Genomic DNA, 16202 nt, shown 5'->3' on the forward strand with positions numbered 1-16202 from the left:
TTAACGATTATTATTATATGAAAAAAATCATTGTGTGTTTTAGTGTTTGTCTTTTTATCCAATTAAATTTATTTTCACAAAACTCAAAATTTGCGCCTATTACTCCAAGATGGGCATTAGAACATATTGTTTGGGAAGACAGTGCCAACAATCAAGTTTCCTCGCAAAGACTTGTAGAGTTATATTTAAAGCATAAAATGCCTGTGGGGTCTATTATTATTGATAGTCCTTGGTCAACAGCATATAATAATTTTGATTGGGATACAAAACGTTATCCAAATTCAACAAAAATGATCCATAGCTTCAAAAAACGAAATGTAAAAGTGATATTGTGGCTAACCGGATGTGTAAATAGTACAGCTACAGATGTACCGATTCAAGAACACCCTTTATTTGATGAGGTTGTTGCAAAAAAATATGCGGTAAACAATGGAAAAACATCACGTTGGTGGAAAGGCGATGGTTTGCATATAGATTTCACAAACAAGGATGCCGTAAAATGGTGGAATTCGCAACTCGATAAAGTTTTAATTGATGGAGTGTATGGATTTAAAGTAGATCAAGGTGAAATATTTTTTGGTGATACGATTCAAACATCAATCGGGAAATTAACGAACACTGAATTTCGGCCATATTATTACAATAGTATGTTTCAATACATTACTAGTCGCAAAGCTGAAGGTGTAATAGTTGGACGACCATTCTCACATCAGGGAGGTGTAGAAGCATCGGTAGAAAAATTAAGCCTTGGATGGTGTGGCGATTTCGAAGGTTCATGGAGTGGTTTGAAACTTCAGATAAACAATATATATAAAAGTGCAGAACTTGGATATGGTGCTCCCGGATGCGAAATAGGAGGCTTTTTTGGAGCTCGTGCGAGTAAAAAAGAACTGATACGTTATGCCCAGTTTGGTGCTTTAACTGCCAGCATGATAAATGGAGGCGAAAATGGTGCATTTACAAATCATTTACCTTGGTATCATGGCAATGAGGCAACTTTATGTTACCAGCAGGCGGTGTGGCTGCATAGTCAGTTAATTCCTTATTTATTCAGCACTATAGTGGATGTACATAAAACAAGTGGTTCGTTAATTAAAAATGTATCCTACAAAGAAGAAAGCCACATGGTTGGTAATTATTTATTTACAAAAGCAGTTACATCAGAAAACGATTCTGTAAATTTTAGTCTTCCAAAGGAAGGCAAATGGATGGATTTTTGGTCAAGAACTATTTTTGACGGAGGCGCAAATATTACTAAAACATATCCGCTTAACCAATTTCCTTTATTTATTAAAGTAGGGGCAATTATTCCAATGAATATTACGAATAGCTATTCGGGTATCGGCGATTCAGCTTTAACTGGCAAACAAACCATATACATTGTTCCAAACAGAGAGAAAACGGTATATCAGTATTATCGACCGTTAGGAGATGGGATAGAGTTTGACTCTATAAAGATTACTCATGATGGTCAATTAAATGAATTAATTGTACAAGGTAACAATAAACTCCCGTATGCATTTTTAATTCAACAGGTTGCAAAACCCATTGAAGTGATTAACGCAGATGAATGGAAGTACAATGAAACTAAGCAGGAATTATTAATTCTTAAAAAAGGAAACGAATTTAGTATTAAACTTAAGTTCTGATAAAAACGGATTTTATATAAGAAAACTGGCCATAACATTAGGTCACATTTATCCCCATACTTTCTTGTTGGTGATAACCACAATGGCGAAAAGGGAATAAAGCTTTTTTTAGTTCAGATGATTCAGAATTTGAAACAGAAAAGATAAAATAATAATATCAAAATATTAAATATGAAAAACTATATACAGAATCTAAAAATTTTCTTTTTACACCTTATTTTAGTGTTTAGTCCGGTTGTAACAAACGCCCAGACGTATGCCTCAAAGAACGCACCCATCGGCGGAGGCGGATTTGTGACAGGGATCGTTACCCATAAAACATCCGGCGATAGGTATTGCCGAACGGATGTGGGCGGAGCCTACCGCTGGGATGAAGCCAACAATAAATGGGTTCAATTGTTAGACTGGCTCAACGAGTCGGAAAGTGGATTTATTGGCGTGGATGCTTTGGCACTTGATCCGCAGAATGCTAATAACGTTTACATGCTTTGTGGCACCGAGTATATGAGCAAGGGAAGAACGGCTATATTGAAATCTACAGACAAAGGAAATACCTTTACCTATACAGATGTTACGGCTAAGTTTAAAACACATGGAAATGGGAATGGACGCGGGAACGGGGAACGTCTTGCCGTAGATCCTCATAACAGCAACATATTATTCTGCGGAACCAGAGCCAATGGATTATGGAAGAGTACAGATGGTGGCGTTACCTGGAATCAGGCATGGAACGGCGTAACTACCACTTCCAGTGGGAACGGGATATGTTTTGTCCAATTTGATCCTTCAGGCAGCGTAGTAAGTGGGGCGACTCAAACCATTTACATAGGCGTTTCCCGCACCGGGGGAGGAAACATTTATAAAAGTACAGATGGAGGCACTACCTTTACAGACATTTCCGCAACCACCAGTTTTATGCCACATCGGGTTGCTTTGCAGGGAACTACCATGTATGCCACCTATGCGGATAGTGCAGGTCCGGCCACTAATGGCGATGGGAAGTTATATAAGCTCAACACGGCTACAGGAGTGTGGACAAACGTTACCCCTGTTAGTTGGAAGGACCATTCATACGGCGGAGTAAGTATAGACCCAACGAATATAAACCGGGTAATAGTTTCTTCTTGTGGTAGTTATAGTAACAACCAGTACGGTGGTGGCTGGGGAGACTTTATTTTCCTCTCTACTGATGGAGGATCGACCTGGACCCTTAAGAATGGCACTAATGCCACTTATAACAATAACGGCATGGCATGGACAGGCGATGGAGCGGTTAACTGGATGGACTGTATTGTGTTTGACCCTGTTAATCCTTCAATAGTACAGGTAATAGGCGGTGGTGGTGTATATACCTGTTCCGATATTACGGCTACGAATCCTTCTTGGAAGTGTGATGTGATCGGAATTGAAGAGACCGCATTCCTTGATGGGATAAGTATACCCGGAGGGCCGTTTATTTCCTCTTTCGGAGACGTAACGGGCTTTGTACATGAGCCGCTGACTTCTTTTCCATCAGCAAAACTTTCTCCTCCAGAGAAAAATAACCAGAGCATTGCTTATGCTGCCGGCAACCCAAACAAATTAGTAAGAGCTTCTGATAGGGGAAGCGTTATTTACTATTCTGCTGATAAGGGGGCTACATGGACCGCTTCCGCTACTAATATGGGTACGGAAGGCAGGGTGGGTATCAGCGCCGATGGAGGTACGATTCTGCACCGCCCAGGAAATGGTTCCACAACTACGTACTACACGACCAATAATGGAGCAAGCTGGTCCAGTTCTTCGGGTGTATCGTCTCCAGACGCTGTTCCTGTGGCTGACCAGGTAAATTCAAATTACTTCTATATCTATAATCCAGCGAATGGACAGATGTTTTCAAGTTCCAATAAGGGAGTCAGCTTTTCAGTAGCAGGTAATCCTGGTACCAATACAATTCCGCCCTGGGAAGCAACAACGCTGATCCGCTCAGTACCCGGCTTTGAAGGACATATTTGGGTGCCTCTTGGAGGCAATGGTTTAAAATATTCTACAGACCATGGAGCGACTTATACGACTCTTTCCAATGTACCTTATTGCACAACGGTTGGGATAGGAAAGACAATAACCGGAGCCAGCTATCCAACCATTTTTATCTGGGGAACCGTGTCAGGGGTTACGGGGCTTTTCAGATCAACTGATAAGGGTGCTACATGGCTCAGAATGAATGATGATGCCCATGAGTTTGGAGGAACACCAATGCTGATCGGAGATATGAATGTTGATGGAAGAGTATACATGAGTGCTAGCGGAGGAAGAGGTCTAATTTACTGGGATCTTTCAGAACCTTCTGTTTCCTACGTTACTCTGGCTAATAGAGCTACCAACTTGCTGATGGATGGGATGTACAGGTTCGACAACGGTTCTAATGCAGGGCAATATGCTAACAGCGGTGCAACGGCACAACAATGGTCAATTGAAACGGTTGGAAACTATGTGATGTTAAAGAATCGAGCTTCAGGATTGTATCTTGATGGTATGTATAGAAATTCCAATGGTTCTGTTGCAGGACAATATAGTTATAGTGGCAGTGATGCACAATATTGGACACGCGAAACTTCAGGAAGCTATGTTAAGTTTAAAAACAAAGCCACAAGTCTATATCTAGATGGAATGGGTACCACGACCAATGGTGCTGATTTATTTCAATGGAGCCAGAGCAGCAGTTTTAATCAGCAATGGTCAATAAATATAGTAGGCAGCCAAAGTGCAAAAATGAATTCGTTGTCTAAAAATGATATTGAGGAGGACTCAAACTTTTCGATAGCGTTTTTCCCAAATCCATTTAGTAATGAATTTAAGATTGAAGCTACAAAATCGAAGGAACCAATTCGTGTTAGCATTTTTGATGTTACAGGAAAAAAAGTACAGGAAGCAGCATCCACTCTTGAATCAGCACATTTGTTAATGGGGTCTTCATTGCAACCAGGATTATACCTGGTGAAAGTTGAAGGAGTAAACTCAAATTTCTCAAAATCATTTAAGATTCTTAAAAAATAAATCGGTTCGTTCATTGGTAATTATAAAACCAAAAGTTATCCCGAACTATTTTGAAATAAAAAAAATGTTTTCAATAACTAGGGCGATATAGAGATAAGTGCTTATACCTAAGACTATTTGCCCAGTTGTTTTAAACGAATTATTACTTAATTCTAATCAATATTTATAAACTTAAAAAAGAAATTAACATGAAAAAAATCACACTATTAATTTTTGCTCTAACAGGGATGTTAGCCAATGCACAGCAAACTCTGTATGCCGAAAATTTTGAATCAAATGTTGCCATCCTCGGTGATGGTCAGATGCATACATTTAAACCATCTGCAAAAGCAGGAACATGGAGTGGTGGAATAGATCTAAAAACTGCTGGCGATGCCAATATAAGTTTGCGTCAAGGGTGGGGTGAGCAATATAATTTGAAAATAGAATCTAAAGGTGCTGCTGTTACCATACCTAATATCAATGTGGCTGGTTTTACAAATTTAAATCTGTCTTATGAACTTGTTGTTGAAGATGCAGGAAATGCTGTAGTACCAAAAATTGAAGCAAGTATTGATGGTGGTACTTCTTGGGTAACTCTACCTACAGTTGCTAGTGGGGGAGGGTGGTCTAAAGAAGCAAAATTGGTTGCTTTGCCTTCAGGAAATTATAAAACAATAAGTCTTAGAATAAATCCTAATACGTCGACTTCTAATGCTGTAATGTTTGATAATTTTATAATTACGGGGAAGAAGGTGTAAGTCTGATGTCATTAAGTTAAGCTTTTAGGAAATGAAATCTGTTTTATCTGCGTTTTTACGAAGTAAATCTGTTTTATCCGCGTCAAAATCAGACGCTGATTCTACTGATTCGCCAAAGCGAAAACGCTGATAAAAACGGATTTTTCTAATTACTTTCTTGATTAAACTGTTAAGTAATTTTATAGATTCCTCCTTAAACTTAATGACATTGGGTGTAAGCCTGACGACGAAACCGAACCAATTATGTGACAATTCAATTAAGGTTTATCCAAAATTCTATTGTCAATGGAATCTTTATTGAAATCAAGATTGTATATAGTTCATTTTGAGGGATTAAAACCAAATTTCTCAAAATAATTTAAGATTCTTAAAAATAAATCGGTTTGTTGAAATTTGAAAAAAGTATAAATATAAAGTATAAAAGACATATGAAAATGAACCGGTTTATAATGGTTTGTATGCTGTTTTTGAATTTTTTGACAGCTCAGGAAAAGTATGTATCCCTGATTAGGGAGGGTAACGAACCTGTTGCTGCCGGAAAATTTGCCCCAACATGGCAATCACTGGAGCAGTATAAAACACCAGAGTGGTTTCGTAATGCCAAGTTTGGAATATGGGCACATTGGGGACCTCAATGCCAGCCGGAACAAGGAGACTGGTTTGGAAGATTTATGTATAATGAAGGCGGTGATCAATATAAATGGTTTATTGAGCATTACGGGCATCCCTCCAAAGTAGGATTCAAAGAGATCATTAATGACTGGAAAGCCCAAAATTGGGATCCTGAAAAACTTGTGGCACTTTACAAAAGAGCGGGAGCTCAATATTTCTTTGCCATGGCAAATCACCATGACAATCTGGATTTATGGGATAGCAAATATCAAGAATGGAACTCGGTACGTGTTGGGCCTAAAAAAGATATTATAACAGGTTGGTCAAAAGCAGCAAAAAAATACGGACTTCCATTCGGGATTAGTGTACACGCTTCACACACCTGGACGTGGTTTGAGACCGCTCAGCGCTCAGATACCAACGGACCGTTTGCAGGAATTCCGTATGATGGAAAACTTACCAAAGCAGATGGAAAAGGAAAATGGTGGGAAGGACTTGATCCACAAGAACTTTATGCTCAAGATCACCCTCTTAGCTTAAATAGTGATAAAGATTTATTTGCACTATGGGGACAGTGGCATTGGGGCAATGGCGCATCAATACCTTCACAGGCTTACTGCGAAAAATTCTATAACAGAACCATAGATCTTATCAATAAGTACAATCCCGATTTGCTTTATTTTGATGATACTGTCCTGCCACTTTATCCTGTAAGTGATGCGGGATTAAAAATTGCAGCTGATTTCTATAATCGTAATATGGCTACTCACAACGGCAAACTGGAGGCTGTACTTTTTGGAAAAATACTGAATGAGGAACAAAAAAAATGTATGGTATGGGATGTAGAAAGAGGGGCACCGGACAAAATCGAAGATTTGCCATGGCAAACCTGTACCTGTATAGGAGATTGGCACTACAACAGATCAGTTTATGATAATAATGGATACAAATCAGCAGCTACAGTAATTCAAATGCTGATTGATATTGTAAGTAAAAATGGGAATTTGCTGCTTAATATTCCGGTTCGTGGAGACGGTAGTATTGATGAAAAGGAAGTTGCAATTCTTGAAAAAATCGCTAGCTGGATGGAGGTGAATAAAGAGAGTATTTTTGATACACGCCCGTGGAAACAATATGGTGAAGGACCAGTTTCAGATGCTATAAAGCCTGGTCAGGATCAAAGTTTTAATGAAGGAAAAACAAAATTGACAGCAAAAGATATTCGTTACAATCAAAATGGGAAAATTCTTTATGCAAGTCTTTTAGGAGTACCTTCAGAGGACATTAGCTTGAAATTGCTTGGTAAGAATAATTATAGTGGTAAAATTAAAAGTATTGAAATCCTTGGCAGTAAAGAGAAACTTTCATGGAAACAATCGGGAGAATCATTAGTAATTACAAAACCAAAAGTGATCCCGAACGATATTGCAGTAGTTTTTAAGATAAAATAAGCAGGGGACAAAATGGCAATTGATGGATCGGATTTATAAAATAGACAAATAAACAATAATAAATTAATGAAAAAAGAAATCAATAAAAAGCTTATTGCGGGTTTATTACTTTGGGGACTGAGTACTGTTCTGAACGCGCAGACGAACAAAGCGGGTAAGGCTAAAATCACGGTTGATGTAAACAATCCGCGGCATGCAATTTCACCTGCCTTGTTCGGTATTTTTTTCGAAGATATTAACCTTTCTGCCGATGGAGGATTGTATCCGGAAATGATAAGAAACCGTTCGTTTGAAGATGCTGATATCCTTCAGGATTGGAAGTTTACAAGTACCGATGGCAAAAGTTCGGTTTCGATCAGTAATGCCGATCTTTTCGCAAAACAAGTGATACCGCCATTAAACTCCTTAAATCGCAAAGCATTACTAATTGGAGCTTCCGGTTCTTTTAAACTGGAAAATTCAGGCTACTGGGGCATGAATATGGTGCAGGGCGAAAGTTATACGCTAAGGTTTGCCGCACGAGCTATCGAAGGTTTTTCTTCTCCTTTAAAAATAAAAATTCTGGATGCGAAAGGCAATGAAATATCAGCTGCTGAAATAAAAGGAATTACCGGAGACTGGGCGTATTACACTGCAAATCTGAAAATAAGCACAGGCGATCCCAAAGCAAGCCTACAAATTTCAGGTGAAGGCAATGGGAAACTATTTCTGGATATGGTTTCGCTGCTCCCAGTTAAAACATGGAAAAATCATGGCTTGCGCACCGATCTTTCCGAAGCGCTTGATGCTCTTCACCCCAAATTTCTGCGCTTCCCGGGAGGTTGCTGGGTTGAAGGTGACGATTTCAAACACATGTACCACTGGAAAAATACAATTGGGAACATTGATACACGCACAGCACTCTGGAATATATGGGGTTACAATGCCACTAACGGACTTGGGTTTCATGAATATCTTCAACTTGCCGAAGATTTGGGCGCTGAACCACTTTATTGTATAAACATTGGAATGTCACACAAAGAAGTAATTCCGCTCGACCAAATGGGACAATGGGTGCAAGATGCGCTTGATGCAATCGAATACGCCAATGGACCGGAATCTTCGGTTTGGGGAAGTCTTCGGGCTAAAAACGGACATCCGGAACCATTTAACCTGAAATACATGGAAATAGGGAACGAAAATGGAGGAACTCCTTATAACGAACGCTGGCCATTGTTTGTAAAGGCAATTCAGGCAAAATACCCGTACATGAAACTCATTGCCAACGAGTGGGCTGGTGGCCACCCTAACGAGCCAAAGCCGGAATTAGTTGATGAGCATTATTACAACAATCCCGATTGGTTTATCTGGAATTCAAATAAATATGACAGCTACGACCGTAATGGCTTCAAAGTTTTTATTGGCGAATATGCGGTAACTTCAGGCACAGGAAACGGTAACCTTCGCGGTGCAATAGGTGAAGCTGCTTGGATGACGGGCATGGAACGAAACTCGGATGTAGTTGTTTTGGGAGCTTATGCACCCTTGTTGTGCAATGCAAACCACAAAGCATGGCCGGTAAACTTAATTAATTTCGACAGCCACCAGTGGTTTGGCTTGCCAAGCTATTATGTTCAGGAAATGTTTTCAAACAACCAGGGAACGAACGTACTTCCTTTCTCTGTAGAGAATAATCCGGTCATTGAAACTCCCGTAGGAATGGGTTGTATTGGTTTTGGCACCTGGATGAATTCGGCCGAATTTAAAGATGTTGTGGTTACAGCTCCTAACGGGGAAATTCTGTTTAAACCCGATTTTGCAAAACTCGGTAAGGATTGGAGACAAACCGGAAAAGGCGAATGGAGTGTAAAAGATGGAGTTCTCAAACAATCGGCAATAGAACAAGGAGTGGGGATTTTTATGGGAGATTCTACGTGGAAAGACTACACGATCACTCTGAAAGCTCGCAGGATTTTGGGTGAGAACGGATTCCAGATATTCTTTCACAATAGGAATAATGATGAACGTAACCGTTTCGAAGTAGGTGGTTGGAACAATTCTGTTACGCACCTGGAAATGGGTATGTCTATTGCAGAAATGAAAGGAGAAGCCAAAGCGGAACAATGGTATGATGTGAAAATTGAAATCAAAGGAGGTACCGTAAGGGCCTATCTTGACGGAAAGTTAATGCAGGAAATTTCAGATAAAACTATTCCTGTGAAAAGTTTAATTATGAGTGCTGTGAAAGATTCTAAATCGGGTGATGTGATTCTTAAAATTGTAAATGCTTCAGCCAAAGCAATAAAATCACAGATTGACCTGAAAGATGCAAAAGTTTTTACCGGGAAAGGAAAAGCCATTGTGCTTACATCTGCCAGTCCATTGGATGAAAATACAATGGAAGAACCTACTAAAGTTTCCCCGAAAACAGAAAATGTAAAATTTTCAGGAACAACTATTACACGTTCATTCCCTGGAAATTCATTAACGATATTGCGTTTGGAAACTTTACATTAGATGATGACAGGCAGTCAAAAAATAGAGTTAAATATAAAAAAGTAACTTTCTATGAGGTTTCATTATATAAAAATAAATAAGATTAATCTTTGGTGCTTGGCGTTACTTTCATGCTTTTTTAGTATTTCCGGAAGTGCTCAGAATTTATATGTCGGGGCAAACTATCATCCACATGATGATAAGAATCCTGAAAAAATAAAGAAAGACATTCAGCTAATGAAAGCTGCAGGGCTGAGTGTAGTCCGTATGGGACATTTGGCCTGGGATAGCTACGAACCATCGGAAGGAAAATTTGATTTTGAATGGTTTGATACTGTTATGGATCAGATGGGACAAGCCGGTATTAAAGTAATTTTAGACATAGCTATTCGACCTGCGCCGATATGGTTACATCAAAAACACCCTTCTATTGATGTTACAAATCCTGAGGGTAATGCACAATATCCAAACCATCGCTACATGGACGATGTTGGTGATCCGATGTTTCAAAAATATGCTTTACGCTTTACGGATACATTGAGTAAACATTATGCAAAACATCCTGCACTATTGGCTTTTGGCATTGATAATGAATCCGGTGACGGACCAATATCTTATTCAGAAACAGTAAGAAAAAGATTCGTAGTATGGTTGACAAAGAAATATTCTACGGTTGATAATTTAAACAATGCCTGGGCTACCCAGCGCTGGTCAAGGAGGATTAATCAATTTGATGAAGTTGGATTGCCGGTAACAGGACCTAAAAACGGTGCACCTGAAAAAATATTGGATTTCAGACGATTTATTTCTGATGAAATAAATCAGTTCTTATTTAAAGTCCTTGATAAAGTAAACCAAAATGCGCCAGGTGTTTTAACCAATACAAATGCCTGGTATTATAGTTCAATGCGCTATTTTGACTATTCAGATATTGCTTATTCCGGTAAAATGACCCGCCAGGGCGAAGGCTTTTATCCGGGCAACACATTATTGACTAACTGGGGAGTTATAAATTCATTATTTGGGATCTCGCGTATTCAATTTGAAAGTAGAAATCCTTTCTGGTGCAGTGAATTTACAACAATGACAGCCGTACCCAATTCAATCCGTAAATCGGCTTATGCCAGTTTGATGTACGGCAATCAGATGGTTTGTGGTTGGACATGGCAAAGCATGCATTCCGGAGAAGAACAGTATCTGGAAGGTATGATCGACTGGGACGGAATTCCTAACCGAAAATATGAAGAGTATAAAAAAATTGCAACAGAATTTAAAAAAATCGAGAAGTTTTTTCCTTATAAATCCCAGGCAGAAGTAGGTATGGCATTCTCGTTTCCAAGCCAGATGGCAAGCGATGCTTTCCCCGAAAAACAAGAGGACCAGCTTAAGGCTTGCTTTGACCTGTTTTATTTCCGTAACATGGATGCCCGCATTGTAGAGATAAGCAAAAGTGCCCTAAATTATAAGTTACTTTTTGTACCAGGAGTAGCCGTGATGGATGAAAAAACCGCTGATAAGATTCGGGGATTTGTTAAAAATGGCGGAACGGTTGTTATGACAAACAATTCGGCTATTGTTGACGAAACTGGAAAGGTATTTTCCAGCACTCGTCCAGGCATGCTAAGCGATGTATTTGGCATTCGTGTAGGAAGTTTCGAAGAGACCGAAATGTTGAATGAGATTTCCAGAAAATCCTATAAAGGAAAAAAAATAGAGTTTACTTACAATGGGAAAACTACTGATCTGGAATCCGAAAGGTTTGATATTATAGAACCAAAAGGAGCACAGGTTATTGGAAGTTTAACCAGCTTAGACAAGGATTATCCCATAATGACCAAAAACAAGTATGGCAAAGGCCAGGCAATTTATGTGGGGCTTCCGGCGAATGGCAATGTATTGAATCTCTTGCTTGATGATCTCATAAAGGAGCTGGGTATTAAAAAAGGTCCCGAAGTGCCTAATGGCGTAATGGCAAGGCAGATAGATAAAAAACATTATTTGTATTTGAACGTGACGGGAGAAGCCAAAGAAATACAGATGAAAACAAAATCGAGAAGTCTTCTTTTGGATAAAGATTATGTGGGGAATTTTACAATTAAGCCTTATGAACCGGAGTTTATTGAATTAAAATAAGGTATTGAGCTGTGCTTGTGCTGCTTGTGTATACTACGGTTATAGGAGTTCCAAAGGAAGATATATGCTTGAAATTACTTGGAAAAAAATAAAGATAATTTTAGAATTAAAAAGACGGTGATGCTTGGCAGTAAAGAGAAAATTATCCTGGCAAGCTAATCCGGAATCATTAGTTATAAAAAAAACAAATAGCGTTCCTTATGATATTGCAGTGGTTTTTAAAATATTATTAGAGTAGTTATTTTTAAATTCATTGGGAAAGTTTCAAATAATAATGCAATTTTTCTAATATTCAAATTTCAATATGAAAAATAAAATAAAATATATTGGGTTGGTTTTGTTTGTTTGTCAGACGATTTTTGGACAATCATTCCTTGACAAGGCGAAGCAGCCCATTGCATTTTTAAATAAGGATGTTATTTTGTCTGAGTCCTGGATAAAGCAGCGGGAGACTGTCAATACAAAGTACATTTATCAGTTTGATACGGATAGGCTATTACACAATTTTAGGATAAATGCCGGAATTGAATCAAAAGCGAAACCACTTGAAGGCTGGGAGTCGCCTAAGGTGGGATTGCGCGGGCATTTTGTAGGTCATTATTTGTCGGCTTGTGCTTCTTTGATTGAAAAAACGGGGGATACTTTGCTTCAAAAACGTGTTAAATATATGGTTGATGCGCTTGAAGAGTGTCAGCAAAAACTTGGTGGAAAATACCTGAGCGCATTCCCCGAAAAAGATTTTACAACATTGGAGACACAATTTAGCGGAGTTTGGGCACCATACTATACCTATCATAAAATGATGCAGGGAATGCTCGATGTTTATAAGGTAACCGGAAATAAAAAAGCCTATACAATAGTCGTTAATATGGCTGCTTATGTAAAAGAGCGTATGGATAAACTTTCGCCTGAAACTATTGAAAAAATGTTATATACTCCGCAGGCAAATCCCGCAAATGAAGTGGGTGGGATGAATGATGTATTACAGAATTTATTTGAAATTTCTAAAGATTCAGCTCATTATAGATTGGCTTGTCTTTTTGACCGTAAATGGTTCAGCCAGCCATTGTATGAGGGGAAAGATATTTTGTCTGGTTTGCATTCTAATACTCATTTGCCTTTGATAATTGGGTTTGCCAAACGGTATGAAAATACCGGTGACAGCTATTACCGTGATGTTGTTTCTCATTTTTGGGATATGTTGGAACATCATCATTGTTATGTGAATGGTTCCAGTAGTGGTCCAAGGCCTATTGCTACAACTCCAACTGCTCAAACTTCAGAACATTGGGGAAAACCGGATTGTTTAAGTACAACTCTTACTGACAGAACATCTGAATCATGTGTTTCACATAACACTCAAAAAATTACAAGTACTTTGTTTCGTTGGACTGCCCAACCCGAATATGCTGATGTATATATGAATACGCTTTATAATTCTGTTTTTGCACTACAAAATGCCGAAACCGGATGGAATGTTTATTCCTTGCCATTGGGTTCTCCTAATAAGAAGGGATTTGCCAGTCCCAATGAGTTTTTTTGTTGTAACGGAACAACTATTGAAGCGTTTACGAACTTAAATGCTAATATTTATTTTCATAATAATGATAACCTTTGGGTAAATTTGTATGTTCCTTCCACTTTGAAATGGAAATCTAAAGGGATTACGTTGTCACAGTCATCCGATTTTCCGGATAATTCAATTGTAAAATTTAACATAACGACTGATAAAACAACGCCATTTGCATTGAAATTATTTATTCCATCCTGGGCTGATAAACAAACTCAGGTTTTGGTAAACGGAGAACTCATTACAACTCATGTAACTCCGATGTCTTATTTTATAATTGACAGAAAGTGGAAAAATGGAGATAAGATAGAAATACGTTTTAATTATCATTTTGATTTAAAAAAAATACCTGATAATCCAAATGTAGTTGCACTGTTTTATGGGCCGGTTTTATTAGCATTTCAAGTTAATGAAGAAACAATATTAAAAGGAAGTGAGCCAGATATTTTGAAAAATATATCTAAACGAGAGAATTCTATGTCATTCACATTGAAAAATAATGGAAAAGAATATACGCTTTTGCCTTTTTACAAAGTAAGTAATGAGTCATATGGAGTGTATGCGACTATCCGAAATGAGTATTAGGGATTAGCTTATGTACTTAATACCAAATGATTTAAAACTAAAATAGAAAATTATAAGATTTTTTTTTAACCTAATTAAAATAAAAATGAAATTTAAACTTACCTTGTTTTTGGCAGTTGTCTTTAGTGTTACAAATGCACAAACAACCCCAAAATACCACCAATGGGCATCAACACCACCTCTTGGATGGAACAGTTGGGATTGTTTTGGAACAACCATTACGGAACAGCAGGTAAAAGAACAGGCCGATGCGATGGCAAAATACCTTTTACCCAGCGGATACAACTATCTCACAGTAGATATTCAATGGTATGAGCCTGAATCAAAAGGACATGCTTACGACCCCAAAGCGATGCTCACCATGGATGAATATGGCCGCTTAACTCCCGGGCTGAAAAAATTTCCTTCAGCTGCTGATGGAAAAGGATTTAAACACCTTGCCGACTATGTGCACTCCAAAGGACTAAAATTCGGTATTCATATTATGCGTGGAATTCCTCGTCAGGCTGTCGAAAAAAATACGCCTGTACTCGGGACAAACGTAAAAGCCCAGGATATTGCCATTAAAAGCTCTACTTGTGGATGGAATCCTGATATGTACGGCGTTAATGCCAATAGCCCTGAAGGTCAGGCTTACTATAATTCTATTGTACAGATGTATGCCAACTGGGGAGTGGATTTTATCAAGTGCGACGATATTTCACGCCCTTATGATAATATACAAGAAGCAGAAATTGAGGCTCTCCGCAAAGCAATAGACAAAAGTGGGAGGCATATTCTGTTAAGTTTATCTCCGGGAGCAACGCCGGTTAAAATGGGCGAACATGTTATGAATCACGCCAATATGTGGCGTATCACTGATGATTTTTGGGATCGCTGGGGATTGTTGCAAGGCATGTTTGAGCGACTGGATGTTTGGACTCCTTTTCGTGGACCCGGACATTTCCCAGATGCCGATATGCTGCCTATTGGAATTGTTGAATTTAAACGCCCAACGAATTTCACCAAAAATGAACAATATACACTTATGAGTCTTTGGGCTATTGGTCGTTCGCCACTTATTTTTGGTGGAGATATGACCAAGCTAGACGATTTTACCAAGGAAATGCTCACCAATCCCGAAATGCTCAAAGTAAATCAACACAGCATAAATAACCGTCAGGTATCACGTGAAAAGAATTTAATAGTATGGACGGCCGATGTGCCTAACAGCAAAGATAAATATGTGGCCCTTTTCAACGCGCAAACCAGAGGAGAAAATCTTGATTTAAACAATGCCGATTATGTAAGTCCAATAATTGCCGGTAAAGGAAGTTCGCAAAAGGTAGAAGTATCGGTAAAAGGGGGTAAAAAACTTGTTCTCTTTGTGAAAGATGGCGGAAACACTAATGATTGGGATCATATCGTTTGGGTCGATCCAGTACTTCACGGCCCCAAAGGCGATTTAAAACTGACTAGCCTCAAATGGCTGGGCGCAACTTCGGGCTGGGGAGAAGCGAATGTCAACCGTACCTGCGACAATAACCCAATTATTATAAATAATGAAAAACGAGAGGGAATTGGTGCTCATGCAGAGTCTGTGGTCGTTTATGAGTTGCCTGAAGGATATGATTCTTTTACAGCAACCGGCTACGTAACAACAGAAATAGGCTCAGTGAATTTTGGAGTTTTGGTTGATAAGGGAACATTAGATTTTCCCGACAAGGCCAATGTAAAAGTAAACTTTGAAGCTATTAATATAAAAGGCAAAGTAAAAGTGCGTGATTTGTGGAATCACAAAGATCTGGGAACTTTTGATGGGAGCTTTGAGCGTGAATTGCCGCAACATGGGGCAGGACTATATAGGATAACTCCTTTGCGTTAATACCTTCAAAAGTATAACTGAATTTCTTCTCGCCATGCAAAATTGGTTATAATATCAAATAAAAATTAGAAATATAAACACAACAAA

General features: G+C 38.6%; 8 protein-coding genes. All 8 read left to right on the plus strand.

Annotated features, from left to right (window positions below; all coding sequences use genetic code 11):
- Positions 1 to 32 precede the first annotated feature (32 nt).
- The 8 genes from CHB81_RS02955 to CHB81_RS02990 all read left to right on the plus strand — a co-directional run bounded on the left by CHB81_RS02955 (position 33) and on the right by CHB81_RS02990 (position 16115).
- On the plus strand, positions 33 to 1649 hold the full coding sequence (locus CHB81_RS02955) for a TIM-barrel domain-containing protein (RefSeq protein WP_176427477.1): 1617 nt from the start codon (positions 33 to 35) through the stop codon (positions 1647 to 1649).
- A gap of 171 nt (positions 1650 to 1820) precedes the next feature.
- Complete coding sequence (locus CHB81_RS02960) at positions 1821 to 4685, plus strand: RICIN domain-containing protein (RefSeq protein ID WP_089350404.1); 2865 nt, start codon at positions 1821 to 1823, stop codon at positions 4683 to 4685.
- A gap of 188 nt (positions 4686 to 4873) precedes the next feature.
- Positions 4874 to 5425 (plus strand): hypothetical protein, encoded by a 552-nt coding sequence (locus CHB81_RS02965; RefSeq protein ID WP_089350405.1) that lies wholly within the window; start codon positions 4874 to 4876, stop codon positions 5423 to 5425.
- A 434-nt stretch (positions 5426 to 5859) separates the two neighbouring features.
- The gene (locus tag CHB81_RS02970; RefSeq protein WP_089350533.1) at positions 5860 to 7488 is read left to right on the plus strand and encodes an alpha-L-fucosidase; all 1629 of its coding nucleotides are present in this window, start codon (positions 5860 to 5862) and stop codon (positions 7486 to 7488) included.
- A gap of 66 nt (positions 7489 to 7554) precedes the next feature.
- The gene (locus CHB81_RS02975; RefSeq protein ID WP_089350406.1) at positions 7555 to 9984 is read left to right on the plus strand and encodes an alpha-L-arabinofuranosidase C-terminal domain-containing protein; all 2430 of its coding nucleotides are present in this window, start codon (positions 7555 to 7557) and stop codon (positions 9982 to 9984) included.
- A 51-nt stretch (positions 9985 to 10035) separates the two neighbouring features.
- On the plus strand, positions 10036 to 12096 hold the full coding sequence (locus tag CHB81_RS02980; protein ID WP_089350407.1) for a beta-galactosidase: 2061 nt from the start codon (positions 10036 to 10038) through the stop codon (positions 12094 to 12096).
- A 304-nt stretch (positions 12097 to 12400) separates the two neighbouring features.
- The gene (locus CHB81_RS02985) at positions 12401 to 14251 is read left to right on the plus strand and encodes a beta-L-arabinofuranosidase domain-containing protein (protein ID WP_089350408.1); all 1851 of its coding nucleotides are present in this window, start codon (positions 12401 to 12403) and stop codon (positions 14249 to 14251) included.
- Between the two features lie 85 nt (positions 14252 to 14336).
- Positions 14337 to 16115 carry an NPCBM/NEW2 domain-containing protein gene (locus tag CHB81_RS02990; RefSeq protein WP_089350409.1) on the plus strand — a complete coding sequence of 593 codons (1779 nt, stop codon included), beginning with the start codon at positions 14337 to 14339 and terminating at the stop codon, positions 16113 to 16115.
- Positions 16116 to 16202: the final 87 nt, after the last annotated feature.

The organism is Flavobacterium sp. ov086 (assembly GCF_900187965.1).
Classification (GTDB): Bacteria; Bacteroidota; Bacteroidia; order Flavobacteriales; family Flavobacteriaceae; genus Flavobacterium.